At 63.8% G+C, this 25,703-nt stretch carries 18 protein-coding genes; 14 read left to right on the forward strand and 4 right to left on the reverse strand.

The genetic code is table 11. From position 1 onward, the window contains the following. The first annotated feature begins 435 nt into the window (after positions 1-435). Positions 436-1,464: an amino acid ABC transporter substrate-binding protein gene (locus ACFOD4_RS14095; RefSeq protein ID WP_379597382.1), complete on the forward strand. Its 1,029-nt coding sequence runs from the start codon at positions 436-438 to the stop codon at positions 1,462-1,464. Between the two features lie 66 nt (positions 1,465-1,530). Here ACFOD4_RS14095 and ACFOD4_RS14100 read toward each other — a convergent pair whose 3' ends face one another. Continuing rightward, positions 1,531-2,286: a GntR family transcriptional regulator gene (locus ACFOD4_RS14100; protein ID WP_379597383.1), complete on the reverse strand. Its 756-nt coding sequence runs from the start codon at positions 2,284-2,286 to the stop codon at positions 1,531-1,533. A 139-nt stretch (positions 2,287-2,425) separates the two neighbouring features. Between ACFOD4_RS14100 and ACFOD4_RS14105 the strand changes: the two genes are divergently transcribed. The 4 genes from ACFOD4_RS14105 (at position 2,426) to ACFOD4_RS14120 (ending at position 7,468) form a co-directional block, all read left to right on the forward strand. Further along, the gene (locus ACFOD4_RS14105; protein WP_379597384.1) at positions 2,426-3,754 is read left to right on the forward strand and encodes an aspartate aminotransferase family protein; all 1,329 of its coding nucleotides are present in this window, start codon (positions 2,426-2,428) and stop codon (positions 3,752-3,754) included. Positions 3,755-3,860: 106 nt separating this feature from the next. Continuing rightward, positions 3,861-5,447: an ABC transporter substrate-binding protein gene (locus ACFOD4_RS14110; protein WP_379597386.1), complete on the forward strand. Its 1,587-nt coding sequence runs from the start codon at positions 3,861-3,863 to the stop codon at positions 5,445-5,447. 22 nt (positions 5,448-5,469) lie between these two features. Then, a complete protein-coding gene (locus tag ACFOD4_RS14115) occupies positions 5,470-6,519 on the forward strand; it encodes a phosphotriesterase family protein (protein ID WP_379597387.1) in 1,050 nt (349 codons plus the stop codon). A gap of 73 nt (positions 6,520-6,592) precedes the next feature. Then, the gene (locus ACFOD4_RS14120; protein WP_379597389.1) at positions 6,593-7,468 is read left to right on the forward strand and encodes a BKACE family enzyme; all 876 of its coding nucleotides are present in this window, start codon (positions 6,593-6,595) and stop codon (positions 7,466-7,468) included. Positions 7,469-7,554: 86 nt separating this feature from the next. Here the strand turns inward: ACFOD4_RS14120 and ACFOD4_RS14125 are convergent, their stop codons facing one another. Then, positions 7,555-8,319, reverse strand: coding sequence for an IclR family transcriptional regulator (locus ACFOD4_RS14125; RefSeq protein ID WP_379597391.1), 765 nt, complete (start codon positions 8,317-8,319; stop codon positions 7,555-7,557). Positions 8,320-8,527: 208 nt separating this feature from the next. Between ACFOD4_RS14125 and ACFOD4_RS14130 the strand changes: the two genes are divergently transcribed. The 3 genes from ACFOD4_RS14130 to ACFOD4_RS14140 are packed head-to-tail and all read left to right on the forward strand — an operon-like array spanning position 8,528 to position 13,670. Beyond that, complete coding sequence (locus ACFOD4_RS14130; RefSeq protein WP_379597393.1) at positions 8,528-10,132, forward strand: ABC transporter substrate-binding protein; 1,605 nt, start codon at positions 8,528-8,530, stop codon at positions 10,130-10,132. 26 nt (positions 10,133-10,158) lie between these two features. After that, complete coding sequence (locus ACFOD4_RS14135) at positions 10,159-12,342, forward strand: N,N-dimethylformamidase beta subunit family domain-containing protein (RefSeq protein ID WP_379597394.1); 2,184 nt, start codon at positions 10,159-10,161, stop codon at positions 12,340-12,342. Next, a complete protein-coding gene (locus ACFOD4_RS14140) occupies positions 12,339-13,670 on the forward strand; it encodes an aspartate aminotransferase family protein (protein WP_379597395.1) in 1,332 nt (443 codons plus the stop codon). Before ACFOD4_RS14135 ends, ACFOD4_RS14140 begins: the two co-directional genes overlap by 4 nt. Positions 13,671-14,190: 520 nt before the next feature. On the opposite strand, the gene ACFOD4_RS14145 is transcribed toward ACFOD4_RS14140, so the two are convergent. Together ACFOD4_RS14145 and ACFOD4_RS14150 are read right to left on the reverse strand one after the other, a co-directional pair. Continuing rightward, positions 14,191-15,618, reverse strand: coding sequence for an amidase (locus ACFOD4_RS14145; RefSeq protein WP_379597396.1), 1,428 nt, complete (start codon positions 15,616-15,618; stop codon positions 14,191-14,193). A 68-nt stretch (positions 15,619-15,686) separates the two neighbouring features. Continuing rightward, complete coding sequence (locus ACFOD4_RS14150) at positions 15,687-17,273, reverse strand: ABC transporter substrate-binding protein (RefSeq protein ID WP_379597397.1); 1,587 nt, start codon at positions 17,271-17,273, stop codon at positions 15,687-15,689. 408 nt (positions 17,274-17,681) lie between these two features. Between ACFOD4_RS14150 and ACFOD4_RS14155 the strand changes: the two genes are divergently transcribed. The 6 genes from ACFOD4_RS14155 to ACFOD4_RS14180 all read left to right on the forward strand — a co-directional run bounded on the left by ACFOD4_RS14155 (position 17,682) and on the right by ACFOD4_RS14180 (position 25,699). After that, positions 17,682-18,347, forward strand: a complete 666-nt coding sequence (locus ACFOD4_RS14155) for a nucleotide-binding protein (RefSeq protein ID WP_379597399.1) — start codon at positions 17,682-17,684, stop codon at positions 18,345-18,347. Continuing rightward, positions 18,347-19,057: a hypothetical protein gene (locus ACFOD4_RS14160; protein ID WP_379597400.1), complete on the forward strand. Its 711-nt coding sequence runs from the start codon at positions 18,347-18,349 to the stop codon at positions 19,055-19,057. Before ACFOD4_RS14155 ends, ACFOD4_RS14160 begins: the two co-directional genes overlap by 1 nt. 1,516 nt (positions 19,058-20,573) lie before the next feature. Next, positions 20,574-21,830, forward strand: a complete 1,257-nt coding sequence (locus tag ACFOD4_RS14165) for an ABC transporter substrate-binding protein (RefSeq protein WP_379597401.1) — start codon at positions 20,574-20,576, stop codon at positions 21,828-21,830. Further along, the gene (locus ACFOD4_RS14170; RefSeq protein ID WP_379597402.1) at positions 21,830-23,572 is read left to right on the forward strand and encodes an ABC transporter permease; all 1,743 of its coding nucleotides are present in this window, start codon (positions 21,830-21,832) and stop codon (positions 23,570-23,572) included. Before ACFOD4_RS14165 ends, ACFOD4_RS14170 begins: the two co-directional genes overlap by 1 nt. Beyond that, on the forward strand, positions 23,569-24,615 hold the full coding sequence (locus ACFOD4_RS14175; protein ID WP_379597403.1) for an ABC transporter ATP-binding protein: 1,047 nt from the start codon (positions 23,569-23,571) through the stop codon (positions 24,613-24,615). Before ACFOD4_RS14170 ends, ACFOD4_RS14175 begins: the two co-directional genes overlap by 4 nt. A gap of 40 nt (positions 24,616-24,655) precedes the next feature. Further along, positions 24,656-25,699: an ABC transporter substrate-binding protein gene (locus tag ACFOD4_RS14180; protein WP_379597404.1), complete on the forward strand. Its 1,044-nt coding sequence runs from the start codon at positions 24,656-24,658 to the stop codon at positions 25,697-25,699. The last annotated feature ends 4 nt before the right edge of the window (positions 25,700-25,703 follow it).

Below are 25,703 nucleotides of genomic sequence, written 5' to 3' on the forward strand. Positions count from 1 at the left end.
CCGCCAATAACAACGATCTTCTTCGCGACACCCATGGTTCGGCTCTCCTCCGACCGGCGCCTCAGCGCGCCGGAACGAGGCAAACCCTACGCAGGGCCGCCCCTAGTCGTGTCCCCCAGAAGCCAGACCGCGTTTCAATCCCAAGTCGAGAGCCATTTCGTGATTAACAAACCCCGAGATTTGTGATCACGATGCGCTATGTCACCTGGCGAGGCGACGTAAGCGGCTTCGCCCTTTCCAGCACAAGGAGGGACGCATGATAGGGATGGTCTTCCAGGCTTCAGAGGCCTGCGATCTGAGGATCGCAGCGCACGCACTTCCACAGCACTTGCCGGCGGAGACGATGCCGCTCATGCCCCCACACTGGTTCAGAAGCGTGTTGTCTGCTGGCGCACATGGCGCGTGCGCGCCTGTGCTCGCCGGGAAGCCCGTTCGATGAAAAGCGGGTGGGCAGCGGCCGGGTGGCTCGGCGTCATCCTGGCTGGACTTTCCCTTGGCAACCCAGCCGCGGCAGGCCCGACGCTCGATGCTGTCAAGAAGGCGGGTACGGTCCGTTGCGGCGTCACCAGCGCCGTGGCCGGTGCCGCGCGCCCGGACTCCAAGGGCCGCTGGGTCGGCTTTCACGCCGACATCTGCCGCGCCGTCGCCGCCGCCGCCTTGGGGGACGCCGAGAAGGTGACCTTCGTTCCCGTGACTGCGCAGTCCCGCTTCACGGCTTTGCAGAGCGGCGAGATCGACACGCTGATCTACATCACCGCGCTAACCCTCAGCCGCGATGCCACGCTCGGCCTCAACCAGGTGGCCCCGTATTTTTATACGGGCCAGGGCTTCCTGGTACGTCGCAGCCTGAACATCAGCCAGCTGAAGGAACTGGATGGCGGCACGGTATGCTCCACCCAAGGCAGTGTCGTGGAGCGCAATGTCACCGATTATGCTCGCCGAACCGGCATTACCCTCACCACCATCTCGTTCGATGTCGCGGCCAATGTACTGGCAGCCTTCCTGGCGGGCCGTTGTGACGCCATCAGCAATGACACATTGAGCCTAACGGCCAATCGTCTCGCCGCCCCCGACCCGGACGCCTTTGTGCTGCTGCCCGAGCTGATCGCCAAGGAGCCTCAAGGCGCAATGGTGCGGAACGGCGACAGCGAGTGGGCCAATGTGGTGCGCTGGTCGATCTTCGCGCTGGTCCAGGCGGAAGAGTTCGGCCTGACGCGGGAAACGGTGGCAGCGACCCGTGACAGCAGCACGGATCCGCAAGTCCGGCGCTTCCTAGGACGGGGCGAACCGGTTGGGGCCGGCCTCGGCCTTTCGGATGACTGGGCCTACCAGGTGGTCCGGCAGGTCGGTGATTACGGCACCCTGTACGAGACCCATCTGGGCAAGCACGGGCTCGGCCTGGATCGTGGCCTCAACCGGCTGTGGAACCAGGGCGGGCTGATGATGAGCTGGCTCTGGCAGTAGATCCGCCTGCGGAGGGGGGGGGGCGAGGTCGCCGACGCCCCTTCCCACTCGGAAGCAGAGCGGCAGCTACTTGGCGGCCCGTGCCTTACCCAGCGCCGGCAGGCCGGGGGTGGCGGCATCGTCCGCGAAGCGCATTTCCTTCAGGAGGAAGCTCGTGGCATCGCGGATCTCCTCCTCCAATTCGCGGGCGGCGCGCAGCCCGTCGGCCGCGCGCAGCGCCGCCAGGATCGCGGGATGGCGATGTCCTGTCTCCTGCGGCCGGGCCATCAGGGCCCACCGAGCCTCCCAGAACAACGGCCCGCGGCGCAGCCACGGCACCTCGATGAGCCCCAGCAGCATGGGCGAACCGGCCTGCCGGTAAACCGTGAAGAGGAACTCGCGGTCGAGCCGCAGGAGATCGTCCGCGCGTCCACCAGCGCGCGCTTCCTCATGCTCGGTCAGCAGCCATTCAAGCCGGTCCAGCGCCTCGGAAGCGATTTGCGGTGCCGCCAGCCGCACGGCCAGGGGTTCCAACGATGCGCGGATTTCCCCGAGCTCGCGGAAGCTCTGCCGGGTGAGGCGCGGCACAATGGCGGTGCCCGATGGCAGTACGTCCACCGCCTGCTCGGCGGCGAGCCGGCGCAATGCGGTCCGCGCGGGCATGGGACTGGTGCCGAGCGACGAAGCGATCCGGCGGATGGAAAGCTTCTCGCCCGGTGCAAAGACGCCTTCCACCAGGGCCTGCCGCAGGCTCCGGTAGGCCTGCTCCTCCAGCGGCACGCCGGCGGGCGCGGCCTCGTCCTCCTCGGTCAGCGGATCTTGCGGAAAAAGGCTTGCCGTCATTTTGTGATCACAATACCATCGTTTTCAGGATTACACCGGCTCCTGGTCGGGGCCACTGCTTTAGAGGCGAACGTCCCCTCATGACAGCCCTAAGCCTTCGGACCACCCCTGCTTCCCTGCGCTTTCCCGGATGCCACGGATGAGCGCCGCCACGGAACTGCGTCGCAACAGTGACCTGGACAGTGCGCTCGTCGAGGCGCGCGCCCTCTACGTCGCGGGACGCCCGAAAAGCGCCGCCCTGCACGAGAAAGCAAGCGAAGTCATGCCGGGCGGCAACACTCGCTCCGTGCTGGCCTACAGCCCCTTCCCCACGGCCATGGCGCGCGGCGAGGATTGCCGGCTCTGGGACATCGATGGCCGCGAGTACCTCGACCTGTGCGGCGAGTATACGGCCGGCCTGTTCGGCCATTCCGAGCCGCTGATCCACGACGTGCTGCATTCCACGCTGAAGCGCGGCACCAACCTGGCGGCAGTGGGCGAGGGCGAGGAGAAGCTGGCGCGCATCCTGTGCGGCCGCTTCCCCTCCATCGAGCGGGTCCGCTTCGCCAACAGCGGCACCGAGGCCAACCTGATGGCATTGACGGCGGCCCGGGCGAAGACCGGGCGTAACGCCATCATGGCGGTGCAGGGCGGCTACCATGGCGGCGTGCTGACCTTTCCGCTCGCGGGGCGCAGCATGGCTACCCTTCCACTTGACGTCGTGCTCTGCCGCTACAACGATCTCGCCGATGCGAGGCGTGTCGCCGCCGAGCGTGCAGGCGAGCTAGCGGCCATCATTGTCGAGCCGATGCTGGGCAGCGGCGGGTGCATCCCGGCCACGGTCGCCTTCCTGCAAGGTCTGCGCGAGCTGGCGAGCGAATGCGGCGCTGTGCTGATCTTTGACGAGGTCATGACCTCCCGCATGTCGGGCGGCGGCATGCAGGCGCGGCTTGGCATCACCCCCGACATGACGACGCTGGGCAAATATATTGGCGGCGGCATGAGCTTCGGCGCCTTTGGCGGCAAGGCCGACATCATGAGCCTGTTTGACGGCAAGCTGCCGCACGCCGGCACCTTCAACAACAACGTGCTGAGCATGGCGGCCGGCAGTACGGCGATGGGCGAAATTTTCACCCCTGAGCGCGCGGAGGCGCTGTACCGTTCCGGCGAGGCGCTCCGGCATCGGCTGAATGGCCTGGCGGAGCAGGCGGATGTGCCCATGGGCTTCACCGGCATCGGCTCCATGATGACCGTGCAGTTTCAGAGGCCGCTGCCGACGGAACCCCGCCTGCCCGGTCCGGCGGAGGAGGCGCTGCGCGAGTTGTTCTTCTTCGACATGCTCCAGGCCGGCATCTACCTGGCGCGGCGCGGCATGGTCGCGCTCAGCTTGCCAGTCGGTGCAACGGAGCTGGACCGCTTCGCTGCGGCCGTGGCCGAGTTCATCGAGGCACGCGGCACATTGCTGAAGGCATCCGGCGGCCTCCACTGACCCCGGGGCGGGCCCGCCGCGGCTCGCGCCGGACAACTTGCTTCTGAGGAAGCGCATGGCCCGGCAACAGGGCCGCCACGGCGTCATCGGACAACGGAGAGCGCGCATGAACCGCCGACGCTTCATAGCTACTGCCGCCGGCCTGGTGGCCGCCGGTGCTGCACCGTGGAGGGCCCGTGCGGCCGATCCGCGCGTGCTGCGCTTCATTCCCCAGGCAAACCTTACCTCGCTGGATCCGATCTGGACCACCGCGGCGGTCACGCTTAACCACGCCTGCTACGTGTTCGATACGCTCTATGGGCTGGACAACGCCCTGAACGTGCGTCCCCAGATGGCGGAAAGCCACGAGGTGAGCGAGGATGGCCGGACATGGCGAATCCGCCTCCGTCCAGGATTGCGCTGGCACGATGGTGAAGCTGTGCTGGCCCGCGATTGTGCCGCCAGCCTCGATCGATGGAGCCGACGGGATACCTTTGGCCAATCTCTTGCCCGCATCGTTGAGGAATGGGGTAGCGAGGACGACCGCACCATCCGCATCCGCCTGCAGAAGCCCTTCCCCCTCATGCTGCAGGCGTTGGGCAAGACGGCGACCATTGTGCCCTTCATGATGCCGGAGCGGCTGGCACGGACCGACCCCTTCAAGCAGGTCACGGAGATGGTGGGCTCCGGTCCCTACCGTTTTCTTGCCAATGAGTATGTGTCCGGCAGCCGCATGGCTTATGGCCGGTTCGACGGCTACGTGCCGCGGGACGAAGCGCCGGAGCGCACCGCTGGCGGCAAGGTGGCGCATTTCGAGCGCATCGAATGGCACGTCATGCCGGATGCGGCGACCGCTGCCGGCGCGCTGCAGTCCGGCGAGATGGATTGGTGGGACCAGGTGCATTCCGATCTGGTTCCGGTATTGGCGCGCAACCGCAACATCAGGGTCGCGGTGAACGATCCGGCCGGCTACATCGCCACGCTCCGCTTCAACACACTGCACGCGCCCTTTGACAAGCCGGCGGTGCGCCGCGCCCTGCTCCACGCTGTGCGGCAGGAAGACTATATGCGCGCGGTCACCGGCAACGACCCGAAGCTGTTCCGGGACTGCCATTCCGTCTGGCCGTGCGGCACGCCCTATGGCACCGAGGCCGGCGCAGAAGCGCTGAAAGGCCCGCGCGACCTGGAGCGGACACGGAAGATGCTGGCGGAAGCCGGATACAAGGGCGAGAAGGTCGTCATCCTCAGCCCAACCGACCTGCCCAGCATGGCACCCTGGGGGCCGGTAACGGCGGATCTGCTGATGCGGCTCGGCATGAATGTCGATCTGGTGGAAACCGATTGGGGCAGCGTGGTGCAGCGCCGCGCCAGCCGCGCGGCGGTGGATCAGGGCGGCTGGAGCATCTTCCACACCTGGTGGCCCTCGCTCTCGGTCCACACGCCCGCCGTCAACCCGACTCTGCGCGGCCAGGGGGACAAGGGTTGGTTCGGGTGGTACCGCAATGACGAGGTCGAGGCATTGGCCGATCGCTGGCTTGAAGCAGCAGACGACACAGGCCGCGCAGCCATCGCCGAGCAGATCCAGCGCATCTCCTTCCAGGAGGCGCCGATTATCCCGATGGGTCAGTTCTTCATGCAAACGGCCTACCGCACCGACCTGGGCGGCTTCCTGCAAGGCTCGGCGCCGTATCCCTGGAACGTCCGCCGCGGGTGACCAACAAGACGGAGAGAAGACCATGGCAAGGCTGACGCGCGACGAGATGCGGGGCAAGGCGCAAACGGTTCTTGGGCTGATCGACCCGGCGGAGCTTGGCTCCACCCTGATGCACGAGCACCTGATCTGGAACATCACCCCGCCGGCACAGCGCACCGATCCTCCGCCGCCAGCGGAGATGAATTTGCACCGCTGGTGGGATCTCGCCACCTCGGAGGTGAAGAACCCGAGCAACACGACGCAGCTCGATGTCGGCGTCGCCACGCGGGCCGCAGCCGAGGTGGTGCAGAAGGGCGGCCGCACCATCGTCGAGCTGACCATCGGCGGGCTAATGCCGGATCCCAAGGGCTTAGCGCAGGTTTCGCTCGACAGCGGCGCGCAGATCGTCATGGGTTGCGGCCACTATGTGCACGATTACCAGGACCCGGCGAATGAGCACCGCGGCCTGGAGGAGCTGGCGCAGGAGATGGCGGACCAGATCCAGCTCGGAGCCTGGGGCACGGATGTGCGCGCTGGGCTGCTGGGCGAGATCGGCTGTCAGTGGCCTTGGACTGACCTCGAGAAGAAGATGCTGCATGCAGCCTGCCTGGCGCAACAGGAGACCGGCGCGGCGCTGACTATCCACCCGGCGCGGCATCAGGACCATCCCTGGATGCTCGTGGAGTTCCTGCGCGAACATGGCGCGGATCTGTCCCGCACCATCATCGACCACATCGACCGCACCATCTTCGACGATGACCGGCTGTTCCGCCTCGCTGATGCCGGCGTCATCCTGGAATGGGATCTGTTCGGTCAGGAAAGCTGCTACTACGCGCCGAACATCGACATCGACATGCCGAACGACGCGCAGCGCCTGCGCGATATCCGCAAGATCATCGATCGCGGTCACGGCAAGCAGATCGTCATCAGCCAGGACATCTGCCATACCGCGCACATGACCGAGCAAGGCGGTTGGGGCTACGCCCACATCTACAAAAAGGTCCTGCCGCTCGCCCGCCGGCGCGGCTTCACCGAGGCGGAACTGGACCAGATCATGGTCGGTACGCCGCAACGGTTGCTGACCTTTATCTGATCCGGCAAGGCCAGGCGCGACCCTGCGCGCCTGGATATCTTCCCTTCCCACCGCCAACTTCTCGAAGGCCCTCATGAAGAAAGCCATCCTGACCTGCGCCGTGACCGGCAGTGCGCCCATGACGGCGCGGCACACCAATGTTCCGGTCACACCGCGGCAGATTGCCGATCAAGCGGTCGACGCGGCTCGGGCTGGCGCCGCCATCGTCCATCTACACGTCAGGGACCCTGAGACAGGTGCCCCCAGCATGAAGCTGGAGCTATACCGTGAAGTGGTTGAGCGTATCCGCGGCAGTGGGGTCGACGTCATCCTGAACCTGACAACCGGGCCGGGCGCCAGCTTTGTTCCCGGCGCGGAGAATCCTGCTGTCGCTGGTGCCGGCACAACGCTGTGCCAGCCGGAGCATCGTATCCGCCACGTGCTGGAACTCAGGCCGGAGATTTGCACGCTGGACCTGAACACGATGTGGTTCAACACCCGTGCAGCCATCAACATCCCCGCCCATGTGGCCGAGATGGCCCGCGCCGTGCAAGGAATCGGCGTCCTGCCGGAGCTGGAGGTTTTCGATACGGGCGACATCCAGCTCGCGCACCACCTGATCCAGGAGGGCTCGTTGAAGGGCCCTACCCTATTCCAGATCGTCCTCGGTATCCGTTTCGGTGCAATTTCCACACCGGCCTCGATGATGCACATGCGCCATCTGCTGCCCGACGATGCCGCCTGGGCAGCGTTTGGCATCTCAGCGCAGGAATACCCAATGCTGGCGCAGGCCCTGCTGCTGGGCGGCCATGTCCGCGTCGGGCTGGAAGACAATCTGTACCTGGAGCGCGGCGTCCTTGCCCCGAACAACGCCGCGCTGGTGGACAAAGCGGTGCAACTGATGCGGATGCTCGGAACGGAACCGGCCACGCCCTCCGAGGCTAGGAAAATCCTTAACCTCCGCGCCTGAATACAGGGACTAGGCTTTCTGCCTCCTGGCTCCGGCCATGGTATCCGGTCATGGGAGTACCTGCGGACATCTTCGTTGCAGGAACGTCATTCCGCTCCCATGGCGGCACCAACCTGTCGCACCATGCGCAGCAGGCGTGGGCCAATGGCCTCTAACCGTTGGGCCTCGACCGCGAAGCCGATTGCCGAGCAGCTGAAGCTGAAGATGCTGCCCCATCGTGGATCGACGAATGGCGCGCCGATGGCGGCAACGTCATCGCGAAGCTGTCCCATCACAATGCAGAAGCCGCAGCGCTCGAGCTGCGCGAAGGAGGCTGCGAGCGCGGCATCCTGTGAGGGCCAGTCGGCCCCGGCGGCGTCCCGCAGGCGTTGCAGAAGCTCCTGGCGGCGCTGCTTCTCCATGGCGAACAACGCGGCATGCCCCAGCGCTGTCCGGGCTATCGGCAGCTTCGCGCCCATTTCGCTTGCCACCACCACCTGCCCCGCCTTCTGAGCCAACTCGAAATGCAGCATCTCGTCGCCAACGGGCATGGCCAGATCCACAGGCAGGTTGACCTCGTCGCTCAGCGACCGCATCAGCGGCGCCGCGATCCCCCGAATGTCCAGATGGGCCAAGCGTGCCAGGCCCAGCCGGAGTGCAGCTGGACCCAGCTGCCATCCAAGTCCCTCAACACGGTCCAGGTAGCCGAGGGCGGCAAGGCTCAGCGCAATCCGGGAAAGCGTGGATCGCGTCAGGCCAAGCTTCTGGGCCAGCACCGAGCTTGAAACAGGACGCGGAGATGCCGCCACAGCCTCCAGGATCTGAAAGCTCTTGCGGACGGCGGTGGGAATGGTTTCGGCGGAAGGTGGCATCACTCCCACGATAGCCCACCATCTCGATGACGACGAATCCTGTATTTTGGGATGTTATCCCGCATATTGACATTTTCCTCAAAGAGGCTTGTGCTTCCCCAGGACGGTGACCATCAGGGAGACACAAGGTGATGCAGAGCCAACCTTGCCGGTCCGACGTGGAGGTGGAGGCATCCGACACGGCGCCGTCGTTGCGGACCCTTCACCCATGAGGCGCCGTGCTCTTCTAAGCGGTTCCGGCGCTGTGGCGGCGATTGCCGCAACGCCGCTCCGCGCAGCTCTAGCCCAGCCGGCGATCGCCCCGCGTGCGCAGATCCTGCGCTTCGCCCCGCATGCGTCCCTGACCTTCCTGGATCCGGTCGCCAACCTGACGGCCATCACCAACATCCACGGCTTCTATGTGTTCGACACCCTCTATGCTGTGGATTCCAGCCTTCGTCCGCGGCCGCAAATGGCCGAGGGACATGCCGTCTCCGACGATGGCCTGACATGGTCGATCCGCCTCCGCGATGGCCTGAAGTTCCACGATGGCAGCCCCGTGCTTGCCCGCGATTGCGTCGCCAGCCTACGGCGGTGGGCTGCCCGTGACACCTTCGGGCGCGATCTGGCTACAGTGGTCGAGGATTGGGGAACCGCCGACGACCGCACCATCCGCATCCAGCTGAAGCGGCCTTTCCCGCTGCTGATCGAGGCCATTGGCAAGCCCACCGCGTCCCTGCCGGTGATCATGCCGGAACGCCTGGCAAACACAGACCCGATGAAGGCCCTGACTGAGATGGTCGGCTCCGGTCCGCTACGCTTCAAGGCGGACGAGTTTGTTTCGGGCAGCAAGGTCGTCTACGAGCGTTTCGGCGGCTACCAACCCCGCCAGGAAGCTCCCGACTTTTTCTCTGGCGGCAAGGTGATGCATTTCGACCGCGTCGAATGGACCATCATGCCGGATCAAGCGACAGGGCTCGCTGCGCTGCAAACAGGCGAGATCGACTGGCTGGATCAGGTTCAGGCGGACCTGTTGCCGCTGGTGTCGCGAAACCGGGACGTGGTGACGGACATCCTGGATCCCGCCGGCTTCATGGGGGTCATCCGCTTCAATGCGCTGCAGCCACCCTTCGATCGTTCGGAAATCCGCCGCATCGTTCTTCAGTCGGTGACGCAGCCCAATTACATGAACCTTGTCACGGGTGGCGATGCCACTGCCTGGCGCAGTTGCCACTCGCTGTTTCCCTGCGGCACGCCCTACGGCACCCCTCCCACCGACGCTGGCATGAGCGACACGCCGGACATTGCCGCGAAGAAGCGCGCCTTGTCCGCCGCCGGGTACAATGGCGAGAAGGTCGTCATCATGAACCCGTCCGACGTGCCGATCATCGCACCCTTCGGGCATGTGACGCACGACCTGCTTCGGCAGCTTGGCATGAACGTCGAATTGCAGGAGATGGATTGGGGTTCGCTGATCTCCCGCGCCGTGTCGCGGGAAACACCCGACAAGGGCGGCTGGAGCCTCTACCACACCTGGTGGGGCGGAGCCGGGATCGCAGTGCCCGTCACCAACGCCCTGATCCGCGGCCTGGGCGACCGTGGATGGACCGGATGGTACAGCAGCGAGAGGATGGAAGAGCTCAATGCAGATTGGTTGCGCGTGCCGGATGAGGCCGGACGTGCCGTTATCGCCGCCGAGATGAATGCGCTTGCCATGCGGGATGCGCCAACCGTTCCACTTGGCATCTTCTCGGTCCGCACCGCCTATCGAAAGTCGCTCACCGGGATGCTGAAAGCGTTGCGTCCCGTGCCTTGGAATGTGCGCCGCGCCTGACCTGCCGCCTTTAACCGGACACCATCATGACCGTTCCCCTGACAGGCTACCTGGACCGCATCTCTGCCCGTGCCGGCGAGACGCTGGGCGTCAAGGTTTCCAGCACCCTCCCCGGCGAATACGAAGCCGATCTGGTCCGGGTGATCTCGGGAGATCCGAATCCCGAAGGGCCAGGGATGCAGTTGCGGCAAGTTCAGGCGGATTTCGCAGGGCGCTATCCTGGCCGTTTCCAGCCGGTCCACCTCGGTTCCTGCGCGGTAGTGGAGGCAGCCAGCGACCTGGTTCTTCCTGCTGACGTGACGATCGGCCTGCGCGTACAACCTACGCTGCTGACCGATGCGCCAGCCGTGCTGATGGCGCGGCTCAGTGAGGCCGGTGAGGGCTGGACGCTGTCGGTGAGCAGGGGCGGGCTCGTCTTTGAGACCCATGGACCAGGCGGCGGCGCCCGCTGCACACTGGCGGCGCCTATGGTGGTGCGCGGATGGTACGCGGTGACGCTGAACTTCGAGGATGATCGCCTGCGGTTGGCACAATCGCCGCTGCGGCGTATCTGGGGCGCTGGCGCCCATGAGGGCAGTACCGAGTGCCCAGGGATCCGCCTGCGGGATTTGCCCGGCGCGCCGCTTTCCTTTGGCGCGGCCTGGCAAGGCGGCGCAGCCCGGTCGGTTTTTGAAGGGCGTATCGAGGACCCCTTCATCCAGGCCGGTGCCACAGCGGCAACGGAGCCGGAGGAAGGAGACAGCCTGATCGCCTGGTGGGATTTCTCCATGGGCATCGACACGCAGAGCATCCAGGACCGTGGCCCCAAGGCGCTGCATGGGCGGCTGATCAACCTGCCCACGCGGGCCGTCCGCGGCTCACGCTGGGATGGCAGTGAGATGGCATGGACGCACGCGCCACGCCACTACGCCGCCATCAACTTCCATGCCGACGACCTGGATGATTGTGGCTGGGATACCGACTTCTCCGTGACGATCCCGCAGGGGATGCCCAGCGGCGCCTATGGCATCCGCCTGCGCGCCGGCGAGCATGAGGACATCATCCCATTTTACGTGCTGCCGCCCCGCGGCACGGCGACGGCTCCGGTGGCCTTTCTTGCCTCGACCTTCACCTACCAGGCCTATGCCAACCACGCGCGAAAGAATTGCGACGAGGACTACAGGGCGCGCCGCGCCGAATGGGGCGCCTATCCGCACAACCCGCAGGAGCATGCGGATTATGCCTACTCGACCTACAACCGGCATCCTGACAACAGCGGGGTTTCCATGTCGTCGCGCCTGCGTCCGATCCTGACCTGGCGCCCGGGCTTCCTGACCTTCAACGACGCGCGCGGCTCGGGCCTGCGCCACTACCCCGCCGATACGCATCTGATCGCCTGGGCAGACGCGCTCGGCATCGAGATGGATATCATCACCGATGAGGACCTTGACAATGAGGGCGTGGAGTTGCTGCGCTCCTACAAGGTGGTGCTGACAGGCTCGCATCCCGAGTATCACACCGTAGGAACGCTGGACGGGCTGCAGGAGTATGTCGCGACAGGTGGGCGGCTCTGCTACCTCGGCGGCAATGGCTTCTATTGGCGCGTGGCGCGGCGGCCGGACCTGCCGCACGTCATCGAGGTACGACGCGCCGAAGGTGGCATCCGCGCCTGGGCAGCCGATGCGGGAGAGTATTACCAGCAGCTCGACGGCGCCTATGGCGGGCTGTGGCGTCGCAACGGTCGGCCGCCGCAGATGTTGGCGGGAGTCGGCTTTTCCAGCCAGGGGCTGTTTGAGGGCTCGTACTTCCGGCGGCTCAAGGCGTCCTACGAACCGGAATACGCCTGGATCTTTGAAGGGATCGAGGACGAGATTATCGGCAATTTCGGCCTGTCCGGTGGCGGGGCTGCGGGATTCGAGCTGGACCGCGCCGACTGGATGCAGGGGACGCCGCCCAACGCCCGCATCCTTGCCCGTTCGGAAGGGCACCAATCGCATTTCGTGGCCGTGCCGGAAGAGCTGCTGTCCCACGTCAACACCGTCACGGGGGAGAAGGCGGCGGAACTCGTGCGCGCGGAGATTGTCTACTTCGAGACGGAGCAGGGCGGTGCCGTGTTCTCCACCGGCTCGATCACCTTTTGTGGCAGCCTGCCCAGCAATGATTTCAACAATCCCGTCTCGCGCCTGCTGCGGAACGTCGTCACCCGCTTTTCTCAGGAGCACCTGTCATGAGCCGCATCCTGCATCGTAGCCTGCGAAAGGACCCCATGCTCGCCGTGTCCGGCAAGGGGTTGTTGGTGCGGGGCGCTGACGGCCAGCCGGTTATCGACGCCTCAGGCGGGGCCGCAGTCGCCTGCATCGGCCATGGCGATGAGCGCGTGGTCCAGGCGATCAGCGAGCAGGCGCGCCAACTGGCCTATGCGCACACTGTGTTCTTTACCTGCGTAGCCGCCGAGGAACTCGCCGACCTGCTGGTCGGCGACCAGCCGGGCGGGCTTAGCCACGCCTACTTCGTGTCCTCCGGCTCCGAAGCCATGGAAGCAGCGCTGAAGCTGGCACGACAATACTTCCTGGAGATCGGGCAGCCTGAGCGGTATCGCTTCATCGCGCGCCGGCAGAGCTATCACGGCAACACGCTAGGTGCACTCGGGCTCGGGGGCAATATGGCGCGGCGCGAGCCCTACGAGCCTATCCTTGCTGGATGCTTCAGCCATGTTTCTCCCTGCTTCGCCTATCGTGAGCAGGAAGAAGGAGAGCGTGATTCCGACTATGTGCAACGGCTCGCTGACGAGCTCGAGGCTGAGTTTCAGCGCCTCGGTCCCAACACGGTAGCCGCGTTTGTGGCAGAGCCAATCGTGGGCGCAACAGCGGGCTGCGTGACCGCCCTGCCCGGCTACTTCCCTGCCATGCGCGCCGTGTGCGACCGCCATGGGGCATTGCTGATCCTTGACGAGGTGATGTGTGGCATGGGGCGCTCCGGAACGCTGCATGCCTGGGAACAGGAAGGCGTGTCGCCGGACATCCAGACGATCGCCAAAGGCCTCGGCGGCGGTTACCAACCGATTGGTGCCATTCTGGCACAAGCCCGGATTGTGCAGGCGCTGACGGAAGGCTCCGGCGCCTTCAAGCACGGCCATACCTATCAGGCGCATCCGGTAGCCTGCGCGGCGGCGCTGGCCGTGCAGCGCATCATCCGTGAGGATGGGCTGCTAGCCAATGTACGGGCCATGGGAGAGCGGCTGGAGGCGGGGCTGCAGGAGCGTTTCGGCAACCATGCCCATGTTGGCGATATTCGTGGACGAGGCCTGTTCTGGGCACTGGAGTTCGTCGAGGAAAGGGCAAGCCGACGCAGCTTCGATCCGGCGCGCAAAGTGCATGAGGCGGTGAAGGACGCGGCCATGGCCGCCGGCGTCATGATTTATCCGATGGGCGGCACTCTGGATGGCCGTACCGGTGACCATGTGATCATCGCTCCCCCTTACACTGCGCAGCCGACGGAAATTGATCGCATCGTCGACCGATTGGGTGCGGCGGTGGATCAGGCACTGAGCCGTAGTTGAGCTTGGCGCCTGCCGTTCGGGTCAAAGCGCCGCTGCTCTGGCGGTGTGGTGAAGCGTCTGGCAAGATCAACCCGGGTCTTCATCAGGTCAGGATCCGAGCGGCCGTCTGCCCAGGCGCATCAGAGGCTGTGCCACATCCATATTGGGAAGGGCGCTGCCGTGGCCGACTGACCAGCCCTGCTACGGATGATGGCTGACCGACAGCCGTTGTGGACCGGGCAGTGCGGCCCCGGTGCCTTGGATCTTGCTGAACGGCCATCATTGTCAAACCAGACAATCATGCATTGCTTTCAGGAGAAGCGATGGCGCCACTGCATCTGATCCTTCAAGTCAGGCTCCAGCGCGCCAGCAGTTACAAAGTCACCGAGCTCTTACGCTTGATGCATGACGGCGCGCCTATGATTTTGAATTGCACGTGGTGGACCAAGGCAAGTACGTGCTCCAACCTCTCCAACTTGCTGCGTTGTAGAGCCGTCTTGGCGACAGCAGGCCGCCTCTGATCAAAGATGGCCTAGACGCTCTAGCGGACAGAAATCTCCTGCTCCACTGACGACAGCGGAGGAAAAGCTGGCGGATGTAATGCTTCAATGGCGAGGCAGGCTTCGAGCACGGCTCGCTCGCTGTACTTCGGTCCCGCAACCTGCAGGCCGATTGGCAGGCCGGCCTCAGTAACACCGCATGGAATGGAGGCTGCGGGTTGCCCTGTTAGGTTGAAGGGCAGTGTATAAGCCACGCCGTCGCGCCAACGGTCATAGAGCGGTGAATGGTAAATTGTTTCCGCCGGCGGCGCGACGTGCGGCGCTGTCGGAGTGAGCAAGAGATCGTAGTTTTGGTATAGATGAGCAAAGCACTGGTGCAGTCGTGCACGCGCTGCCTCGCCGGCAAGCAGCCGCTCGACGCTGACGCTGAGACCCTCCTCAGCAATGCTGCGGAATCCGGCATCAAGCTGATCCCATTGATGCTGCGGTAGTGTCCGCAGGAGATGTGCAAAGCCTGCTCTCCAGAAATCCTGAAAGGTCGGCTGCAAAGCCGGAATGACCGGTCCAACATCCTCGACAAGGGCACCCGCCTCCCGTAGACGGGCCACCTTCTCTTCTAGGCAGGCACGAACACTTTCGTCCGGCTCGACCTCCCCGAGGTTCGGTGCGTAAGCAAGTCGTAAGCCCTGGGGGCGAGGCTGCAGTCCCGTCAACCAATTATCCGGCGGCGCAGGCAAGGCGTACCAGTCGCGATGATCGGGTTGCGCCATGATCTGCAAGGCTATAGCGGCGTCAGCGACGTGGCGTGTCAGTGGACCACCCGCGTTCAGTGTCGCGAACAGGCCCTCAACCGGATGGTGCGGCACCCGGCCAAAGGTGGGCTTCAACCCGAAGAGACCGCAGAAGCTCGCCGGGATGCGGATGGAACCGCCGGCATCATTGCCATGAGCGATGGTGCCAATGCCGACGGCCAGTGCCGCCGCGGCGCCTCCGGAAGATCCGCCGGAAGATCGGTCAAGGGCCCACGGATTGCGCGTAAAGCCTCTAAGCCGGCTGTCCGTCAGACCTTTCCAGGCAAACTCCGGCGTCGTGGTCTTGCCAAGGAAAACTGCCCCGCTTTCTCGAAGCCGAGCAACCACCGGAGCGTCCTCGGCCACGGGCTCCGCCGAGGTGGTGGTCGACCCATTTCGGGTCGGCCATCCCTTCATGTCGACATTGTCCTTGATGGTCACGGGCACCCCATCCAACGGGCTTCTAGGAGCGTCCTGCCGCCAACGGGATTCTGCCTTGCGCGCCGCTTGCAGTGCGCCCTCCCGGTCCACTACCTGGAAGGCATTCAGCGCCGGATCCAGCCTATCAAGGCGCGTTAGGTGGATCTCCGCCACTTCCACGGGCGACAACTTGCCCGAAGCGTAATTTCGAGCCAGCTCGGAAGCCGAAAGGAAACAAATCTCATCGGGCTGTGTCATTCCGGTCCCTTCCCCATTCTTGTCGCCACCTGCGCTCTACAGACAAACTGAGCGCATTCCGCTCATTGTCAGGCTGGGCGCACGTTCCAGAATTTGGCAAAGCCGCCGAGGACGCCGGTGATGTTGGTGCGCCAAGCGCTCGGTTGTCGCATTTGTCCGAGGGGGTAGAACGGCACATCCGTCATGCACTGACGCTGGATATCCTGGCAAATTCCGGCTCGCGCGGCATCGTCGGGCGCCTCGTACCAAGCTTCATAAAGTTCCTCAGTACGGGGGCTCGTGGACCATCCGGCATAGCCAGCCTCGCCTGTCCCGCGCATGGCGATGTGCGTTGCAGGCGTCATCCAGTCCGTTCCGTTCCAATTTGTGACGAAGGCATTCCAGCCCCCCTGCTCCACCGGTCCCTTATTGGTGCGGCGCTGCAGCAGGGTGCCCCAGTCGGTCGACACATAATCGACATTCATGCCGATCTTGCTGAACATGTCGGCGGCCACATCACCGAGAGGCTTGATCACCGCGTAGTCGCTCGGCACCAGCAGCACCACCTTCTCGCCCGCATAGCCTGCGGCCTTCAGGTCGGCCTTGACCCTGTCGTAATCACGAGGACCGTGCAGCGGTTCCAGCCCCGCATCGCTTGCCATCGGTGTGCCGGGACAGAAGATGCCAATAGGCGTGTGATACATCGAGGGATCGTCACCGACGATCGCCTGCATGTAGGAGGCCTGGTCAATGGCCCGCATTACGACGCGGCGGATTTCCGGATTGTTGAAGGGCGGCTGGAGATGGTTAGGCCGCATCATCGATAGAATGCCGGCAGGGTCCACCACCTCGACCTTGATCGAGCGGCTGCGCCGCAGCACTGGGAGCAAGTCGTGGTTGGCGTGCTCCCACCAATCCTGTTCACCAGATTGCAGTGCGGCGGCCGCCGTGGAGGCATCGGTGATGGTTGTCCATTCAACCCGGTCAAAATGAGCGACCTTGGGGCCGGCGGTTCCGCTAGGGGTGCCGTTCTCGCGCGGCCTGTAGCGGTCAAATCGTTCATAGACGTTGCGCGAACCTTGCAGCCGTTCGTCGGCCTTGTACCGGAAAGGACCGCTACCGACGATCTCGGTGATTTGCTGCATCGCATCCGTTCTGGCCAAGCGCTCAGGCATCATGGCCGGCATGTATGTGGGCGACTTGCCAAGGGCGTCCGGCAGCAGGGGAAAGGGCTTCTTCATGAGGAAGCGAATGGTCCGGTCATCCAGCGCCGAGAGTTCATCCGTCGCGCGCATGAGGGCACCGCCGAAAGCGTCGCGCTGTGCCCAGCGGCGGATGCTGGCCACACAGTCTCGCGCCAAGACCCGCTCCCCATCGTGCCAAACAAGCCCGTCCCTTAGGCGAAGCGTCCACTGCCTGCCATCATTCTCGGTTACATGGCCTTCAACCATCTGAGGTGTCGCAACGTAGCTTTCATCCTGGCCATAAAGCGTGTCGAAGACCATGAAGCCGTGATTTCGGGTGATGTTGGCTGTGGTCCAATGCGGGTCGAGGAAGGCAAGATCAACATGGGGAACGTGGCGCAGCGTGCGCGATGCTGCACCTTTGGAGATCCCGGGCATGGCGAGCGAAAGCGTGCTTAATCCTGCCGTTTGCATAAGAAGGCGTCGACGCAAGGGGGTATCCTCCAGCTTCTTCATTCTTGAGGTCTGAGGAAGAAGGGTATGCCTATGCCAACTCAGCGCAAGGCCCTGTTAACGTCGGAGCCTTGCCGCCATTCCCTGAACATGAGGCATCTGAAGCCGATGGTTAAAGACTGCTTGCCTGCTCTATGCACAGCCTCTTGGCCTGACGAACAATGTCGGCGTCCGCCAGTCGACGGAAACGGGAGGAGCGTCTAGGCGCGACCTGCCCAGTTTCTCAAGCAGGTCTGTACGAGGGCGCTGTGCTAGGAGGCGCCCTGCGGGCAGGCTCGGGGCGTACCAGCAACAGAAGGTCCGGTCCGGCCTTTTTTACGCCGTAAAATGGCGTTGCGGTCAGGCCAATTGAGAAAGAAACTAGCTTGAGCACACTGGGGTTTCGAGATGGCACGCAAGCCTAGCCTACCTAAGTTGATTATGTTGTCTTCGCCGAAAGGTGGAGTGGGTAAGTCGAGCCTTTGCCGGAATGTCTTGGTTCTTGCTGCGCGCGCCGGCCACAGAGCGGTCGGTATCGATTTCGATCAACAGCGCACTTTGGCGACATGGGGTGATCGGCGGGAAAGAGCGCGCGCCTCAATACCGACTATTTCACCGGTTCCTGTCATCAATGCTGATCTCGCGGACTGGCGGAGTATCGTAGGAGAAGCGCAAGGTGGAGATGCAGAGTTCTACGTCATCGACACGCCGCCCAGCATTGAACTCGACCTGAATGCCATCCTGGGCTTGAGCGAGGCAGCCGACTTGGTTCTGGTCCCGTGCCAGCAGACACAAGATGATGTGGACTCGGTGGTTCCGTGGATGAAGAAGCTCGCTAATGCGCGGAAAGCTGCTTTCGTTATGAACCGATCCAATCGACGGGCAAAAAGTTTCGGCGCTATCCGGGCGAAGCTTCTGGCGGCAGGCGATTTGTGCCCCGTTGAGGTGCCGCAGCTTGAGGAAATCCCACTTGCAGCGGGCAAAGGTCTTGGCGTCATGGACCTTTCGCGGCCGCATTCGGCAGAAACGTTCGAGGCATTGTGGAGCTACATCCTGCGAAGGGTTTCGAAGTGATGCGCAAGCCGGCGAAGGGCGTTTCTCGCCGAGGTCTCGACAGTCTCAATATCGACGATCTGCCTACGGCGGATACTCGACCACAACAACTGGAGAGGCTCACCACCATCTCGGGCGAAGACCTTGATACGCTGACGGATGTCTTTGCCGGCACTTCAGTCTTAGAGGATCCTGGCAAAGTCTCAGCCATCCTACAAGCACGGCGCCAAGTCAGTTCGGCATGGACGCGCGCGTCAGAAAGCTATCTGGAGATCGGTCGTGCGTTGAACGAACTTGATCGTCGACTGGCGGGGAAGCATGAAAGGTCACGCCTCAAAGCGGGCTTCTCTAAGCTCTTCCCATTCTCTGATCCGATCGCCAGTCAGTTTCGGCGCGTCGCTGCCATGGTTGACGATGGGCGAATTGAGAAGGCGGCATTGCCAGGGTCATACAGTGCTGCTTATCAGCTCGCGTTGCTCGAAGCCGATGAGCTGGAGGACGCGAAGAAAGCCGGGCTTGTGACGCCTTCAACAACCAGAAGCCTCATCATCAAGTTCCGTAAGAAACGAGAACACTCCGTATCAGTGGCCGGCATGAGCAGCTTGAAAGCAGAGCTCAAGCGGAATCTTGATCAACAAGATCGCCTTCGGCAGGAGCTTGATCGCCTTCGCTTGCGTGCTGCCGAAATCAGGCAGCTTGTCGACGACCAGAAAGCCCGCCGGGGCGCTTAGATCTGAGGGTGGGGGAGATGTGCCGCGCTTTCCACCGGATGTGGGGGGCGCTCCACTGTATGTATGCAAATTGCACAGCTCATCCAGCAGTCATACGTCGCGTGCGATCTTTCCGGTGGCATAGTCGCACTCTCCTCGGCGTGATCGTATGCGGCCCGACCGGAACGTCCTTTTGTGATGAAGTCATTGGTAGGTAGTCTTGCTGTATGAAAATACTCAAGCATTTCCTGGCTGATTGCGTTACCGGCTTCAAAGAATCTCGCACCATCGGTTCACCGCACTAACATGCAAATGCTGGATATGAAGAGCTCTTCAGCGGCTTGAGTGCTTACGCATCATCTTCCAGCCAGGACTTCTGCGCGTCATAGCTATGGATGCGTGAGAAGCTGACACTGGTGCTGAGCAAGGTGCATTAAGGCACTTTCCACAGCGAGCGGGTCGATAGGTGAGGTAGCGCCTCGTCATCCTGGCACGAGAGCGGCAATGCCAATGATCCTGCTTGGCCGAGTTTGACAGATAGCGGCAGGTTGCCTCCACGTATTGAAGAACCAGTATAAACGACCTGTCAGATTGCAGGCTACGTCTTGTACTGCGCCACTCTGTCGCACTCAACGTCACCGAATTAAAGCGGTGCTGTTGCACTTCAGCCTTGATGACGAAATGAGCCCCGGGTTCCCCGCTTCTTCAGCGTCCTGCCAGACGTCTGAGCGACGGTATTGATGGTGTGTCGGTGAGAAGAACCAGGCTGCTGAAGAACGAGCGAGCCGCCACACAGGCCCCAAGCATGGACCGGAAGCTGCGCTGAGCACCGAGACCCATCCTCCTGGCTTCGATCCGATAAGCGGGAGTTATCGGATAAGATTGTGACGGAAGTTCATGGTGTGAGGGCAAGCTGAATGGTTGCTACTCAGTCGGGTCAAGGGTTGCCGCTTCAAGCCAGAGAGGGAGCGTCCTCGCTGTGCGAAGGGGGAAGAGCAACTGTCAGGATGCACCGCAGCTACCCGTACCACAGTACCCTAAACATCGAGGCTGGATGGGATTAGCAGGAAAATTCTTCGGCCCATGCAAGTCGCCGTCCTCCTGATTGCATCCTTCGAGTGGGTGCGGGGCGGGATACTTCAGGCCCCGAGCAGCACACTCAGCTGAGCTCCGACATCCTGGTGAGAATTTGGCACTAACCAAACACGGCCGCCGGACGCAACCACTTCAATGATTGCCCATGCCTTCATGGCACAGCTCAGCAGAAAGCTGTTCCGTTTTACGAGCTTAGATCTGTTCCCATAACCAGCCTGCAAATGGCAATCATCTCAACCTTTGCCGTAAGCACTTGCTAGTGTGACAGATTTATTGCGATGCTATGAGCGAAATGCCGAACGGCATCCGGTGGAGAGGCCGGCAAAAGCAAGATGGGGGAACAATGACGCAGCGTTTGCTCGTGACGCGTCGATGGACGCTTAGCTTGGCGGCTGGCGCAGTGTCGGTAGTCACTTGCCCCCCAGCCTGGGCACAAGCGGCGATGGAATCCCGCCTCGTCATCATCACCAGCTTCTCCCGCGATGTAACAACACCCTTCGTCCAGGCTTTCGAGCAGCGCTACCCAGGAACGAAGGTGGAAGTACAGAATCGCAGCACCACCGCTGCCGTCGCGTTTGTGCGCGAAACCCGCAGTAGCCCGCCCGACCTGCTTTGGGCCAGTGCGCCCGATGCCTTTGAGGTGATGAAGCAAGGGGGTCTGCTTGCTCAGCTGCAGATCGACACGTCCGGTATTCCTCCGACCATTGGAGCGCAGCCTACCCAGGATCCGGAGGGGCGGTACTTCGGTTTTGCGGTTTCCGGCTACGGCATGATGTACAACACGCGCTACCTGCGCGGAAACCGCCTGCCGGCGCCCAGGGAATGGGCGGACCTGAAGAACCCCGTCTACCAAGGCCATGTAGGGATCAGCTCGCCTAGTCGGTCCGGCACCACCCACCTGACCATCGAAACCATCCTGCAGGGCGAAGGATGGGAGCCTGGTTGGGCGCAGCTCCTGGAGATCGCAGGTAATTTTGCTCAGGTCTCCGACCGCAGCTTCGGCGTGCCTGATGCGGTGAACAGCGGTCAGTACGGCATCGGCATTGTTATCGACTTCTTCGGCTTCTCTGCCAAGGCCGCGGGCTTTCCGGTGGAGTTTGTTTATCCCGCCGTCACCACCCTGGTGCCGGCGAACATCGCCATGATCGAGGGCAGCAGGTCGCCGAATGCGGCACGCGCCTTCATCCAGTTCCTGTTGTCTCCTGCGGGGCAGGAAGTGCTGCTGGACCCTAAGGTGATGCGCCTTCCTGTGCGCCCGGAGGCCTACGCTAAGGCACCGGCCGGCTTCCCCAACCCCTTCGAGAACCGGTCGCTCGGCGCCAGGGTGAAGTTCGACAACGGGGTTTCAGAGGCGCGCTACGAACTTCTGAACAGCCTCTTTGACCGCCTGATCACCTTCCGCCTACGGGAACTGGTCGAGGCGTGGAAGGCGGTGCATGCCGCCGAAGCCGTGCTGGCCAAGAGCAACAACCCTCAAGGCCGCGAGCTGCTGGCCCAGGCGCGCGCGCGCTTGACGCGGGTGCCCGTGACGGAAGCCCAGGCCGCCGATCCCGCCATTGCCGGTGCTTTCCAGCCGGCCCGTCCGGATCGGCCCGCTGGCCCGCGGCAGGCCCAACTTGAGGAGGAATGGGACCGCGCCGCCATAGCTGCCTATATGGACGCCAAGCAACTGGCCGAGCGGGCCCAGCGCGCCGGCTGATGTCCACCACCGCATTGCCCGCCGAAGCCAGTCGCCCATGGCGCGCCCGGCTGCGCTTTGATGCCTCGCCTGTGCAAGTGGGGGCGGCGCTGCTGGTCCTGGCTTTCCTGCTTGCCTTCCTCCTGGTGCCGGTTGGCCGCGTTTTCCTGGCTGCCTTCACCGATGGTGAGGGAAACCTGACACTGGTGCACTTCGCTGACTTCTTCCGCACCAGCCTGTTCCGCGAAAGCTTCCTCAACAGCCTCTATGTCGCGGCGATGAGTGTTGTCGTTGCGTCTGTTCTGGCAGTGCCGTTGGCCGTCATTGTCTCGCGCTTCCGCTTCCCGGGGGCGGCGCTGGTCAGCACGCTGGGTGTGCTGCCGCTGGTGATGCCGCCTTTTGTGGGCGCAGTCGCCATGCAGCTGGTCTTCGGCCGCAACGGCTCGCTCAACCTGCTGCTGATGGACTGGTTCGGCATCAGGCTGGACCTGATGGAGGGTCTGAATGGCGTCGTCTTTGTGCAGGCGCTGCACTATTTCCCCTTCATTCTCATGAATCTTTCCGCTTCGCTTTCCAACATCGACACCGCGATGGAAGAGGCGGGACAGAACCTGGGCGCGCGGGGCTTCACCCTGCTCCGCACCATCGTGCTTCCACTAGCGCTACCAGGCTATCTTGCCGGCGCGTCGCTGGTCTTCGTGAAGGTCTTCGATGATCTCGCCACGCCCCTGCTGTTGAACGTCACCAACATGCTGGCGCCGCAGGCCTACCTACGCGTCACCTCCGTCGGGCTGGGTGACCCGATGGGCTATGTCATCGGGGTTATCCTCGTTGTGGTCTCCATCTTCGCCATGGGTGGGGCAGCGCTGCTGCTGCGGGGGCGCGACTATTCCATGCAGCAGCGTGGCGGCGGCGGGTTGGGACGGCGGGAGATGTCGCCTGGCCAGCGGGCACTCGCCTGGGCATTCGTGGTGCCGACGCTGTTGCTGGTTCTGGCCCCTCATTTGGGTATTGCACTACTTTCCCTGGCGACGGTCTGGTCCTTCAGCCCGCTGCCGGATGCCTATACTCTGACCCACTTCGCGACGGTGCTGCGAGAGACGCCACAATTTCTGACCAACACCTTGCTATACTGCGGGTTGGCCGGGCTGATGGACGTGGTGCTGGGCGTCACCATCGCCTGGCTGGTGCTGCGTACTCGCCTGCCGGGACGGCGGTTGCTCGACATGCTGGCCATGTCGGCCCTGGCTGTGCCCGGCCTGGTACTCGGCATCGGCATTTTACGCAGCTATTTCGGCGTGCAACTGCCCGATGGCACCGCGCTGGCCACCTCCTGGATCATGCTGACCATCGTCTATGCTGTGCGGCGGCTGCCCTATGCGCTGCGTGCGGCCACGGCGGCCCTGCAGCAGGTTCACCGCAGCCTGGAGGAGGCGGCGGAGAACGTGGGCGCGGGAAAGCTGACGACACTGACTCATATCGTCATCCCCCTCATGGCAGGTGGCCTTGCCGCCGCCTTCGTGACCAGCTTCGCGACGGCGGCGGTCGAGCTCTCGGCCACACTGGTGCTGGCTACGCGCGATGTGGACGCACCGCTCTCCTACGGCATCTACGTCTTCATGCAGAGCCCGGCAGGGCGCGGCGCTGGCGCGGCTCTTGGCGTGATTGCCGTCGTGACCGTCGCCGTCTGCACCTTCGCTGCGAACCGTCTGGCCGAGCGCGAACGGCGGCGGCGCACACGCCAGGACGGGACCGGAGCATGAGTGGGCCCGCCGGCGTCGCGATTGACCAGGTCAGCTTCGGGTATGGCGCCACCCGGGTGCTGGATGGCGTTTCCCTGGATATCCGCAAGGGCGAGTTCTTTGCCTTCCTCGGTCCTTCGGGCAGCGGCAAGACCACGCTGCTACGGCTGGTCGCAGGCTTCGGCACGCCGGACTCCGGGCGCATCCTGATCGGTGGCAGGGATGCGACGCGCCAGCCGCCCTGGGCACGCAATGTGGGGCTTGTGTTCCAGAACTACGCGCTCTGGCCGCATATGACAGTCGCCGAGAATGTGGCTTTCGGCCTTCAGCGTCGCCGTGTGCCGCGAGCCGAGCGTGATCGCCGTGTGCGCGCAGTTCTGGATCTCGTCGGACTTGTGCATCTGATCGACCGCCGTCCGGCGCAGCTTTCCGGCGGGCAGCAGCAGCGCGTGGCCATCGCCCGCACCTTGGCGATCGAACCGGAGGTGCTGCTACTGGACGAACCTTTGTCCAATCTCGATGCCGGCCTCCGGGCGGGCGTTCGGGCAGAATTGGTGGAACTGCAGCGGCGCCTGGGCCTCACCACCATCCTGGTTACCCATGACCAGGAGGAGGCCAATGCTGCCGCCGACCGCATGGCCGTGCTGAACGATGGCAAGGTGCTGCAGGTAGGCCGCCCGGCCGAGCTCTACGATCGGCCAGCCTGCCGCTTCGTTGCAGGGTTCCTGGGCACCGCCAACCTGATTGAGGGGCAGGTGGATGATGGCACCTTCCGCGCTGGCGGAGCGCGCTTCCCCCTGCCGTCTGGCGCGGCCGCCGGCCCGGCGGTGCTAGCCCTGCGGCCACAGGCGCTTCGCCTGCTGCGGAATGGCGGCGCTTCACTCTCCGCGCAGGTGCTGCGTGCCGAGTTTTTGGGCGGCCAAGTCCGGTACACACTGGAAGTGGGCGACGCCCTGACCCTTGTGGCCGAGGAGCCGCATCTGCGCGGCCTGGAGCCTTTGCCTCCCGGCACCCCAGTGGGCGTGGCCATTGACGTCAGCCAAGCGACGCTGCTGCGCTCATGAACTTTCATTCGAGAGCCTGAACATGACGAGGATGTCCCCCATGCGAACCAACGCATTTGCCACATTGGCGGCAGGGTTCGGGCTCGGCCTGACCGTGGCCGCGCTGCCCGGCACCGTCGCCGCACAGGGTACGCTGAACCTCTACTGCTCCGTGCAGATTGAATGGTGCCAGGCAGCCGCGACCAACTTCCAGCGCGACACCGGCATCCGCGTGAACATGACGCAGCGCGGCTCCGGTGAGACCCTGGCTGCAATCCGCGCAGAGGGCCAGAACCCACGCGGCGACGTCTGGTTCGGCGGCACCGGTGACCCGCATCTGGCGGCGGCGGAGGATAACCTCAGCCAGGCCTATGAAAGCCCGAACAATACCTATCTTCAGCCCTGGGCACTGACGCAGTGGAACCAGTCGGGCAAGCGCGCGGTCGGCATCTATGCCGGGGCAGTGGGCTTTGGCTTCAACACCGAGTTGCTGGCGCGGAAGACCATCGACGCGCCTGCATGCTGGGCCGACCTGCTGGAACCGCGCTTCAAGGGCGAAATCCAGGTGGCCAATCCGAATTCCTCAGGGACGGCCTATGTCATTATCGCGACGTTGGTCCAGCTGCTGGGGGAGGAGCAAGGCTTTGACTACCTGAAGAAGCTACATGCCAACATCAACGCCTATGCGCGCTCCGGTACCGGGCCGATCAAGGCAGTGGCGCGGGGCGAAACAGGCGTGTCCCTGTCCTTCGTGCACGATGCGGTGGTGGAGAAGAATGCGGGCTTTCCCGTGGCCTACGCCACGCCTTGCGAAGGGACCGGTTACGAGATCGGCTCCATGTCTATTATCCGTGGCGCGCGCAATCTCACCCAGGCGCGGCGCTTCTACGACTGGGCCCTGACCGAGCCGGCGCAGCGCCTGGGCTACGAGGCCAGCGGCCAGTTGCAGACGCCGTCCAACAAGGGTGCGCCGCTGCCGCCTGGTGCGCCCGATCTCGGTCAGATCAAGCTGGTGGAGTACGACTTTGCCAAATACGGCCGTGCCGCCGAACGCCGCCGGCTGATCGAGCGCTGGGACCGCGAAGTCGGCTCGCTGCCACGTTGAACCG

This window comes from Teichococcus globiformis, assembly GCF_042646265.1.
Classification (GTDB): Bacteria; Pseudomonadota; Alphaproteobacteria; order Acetobacterales; family Acetobacteraceae; genus Pseudoroseomonas; species Pseudoroseomonas globiformis.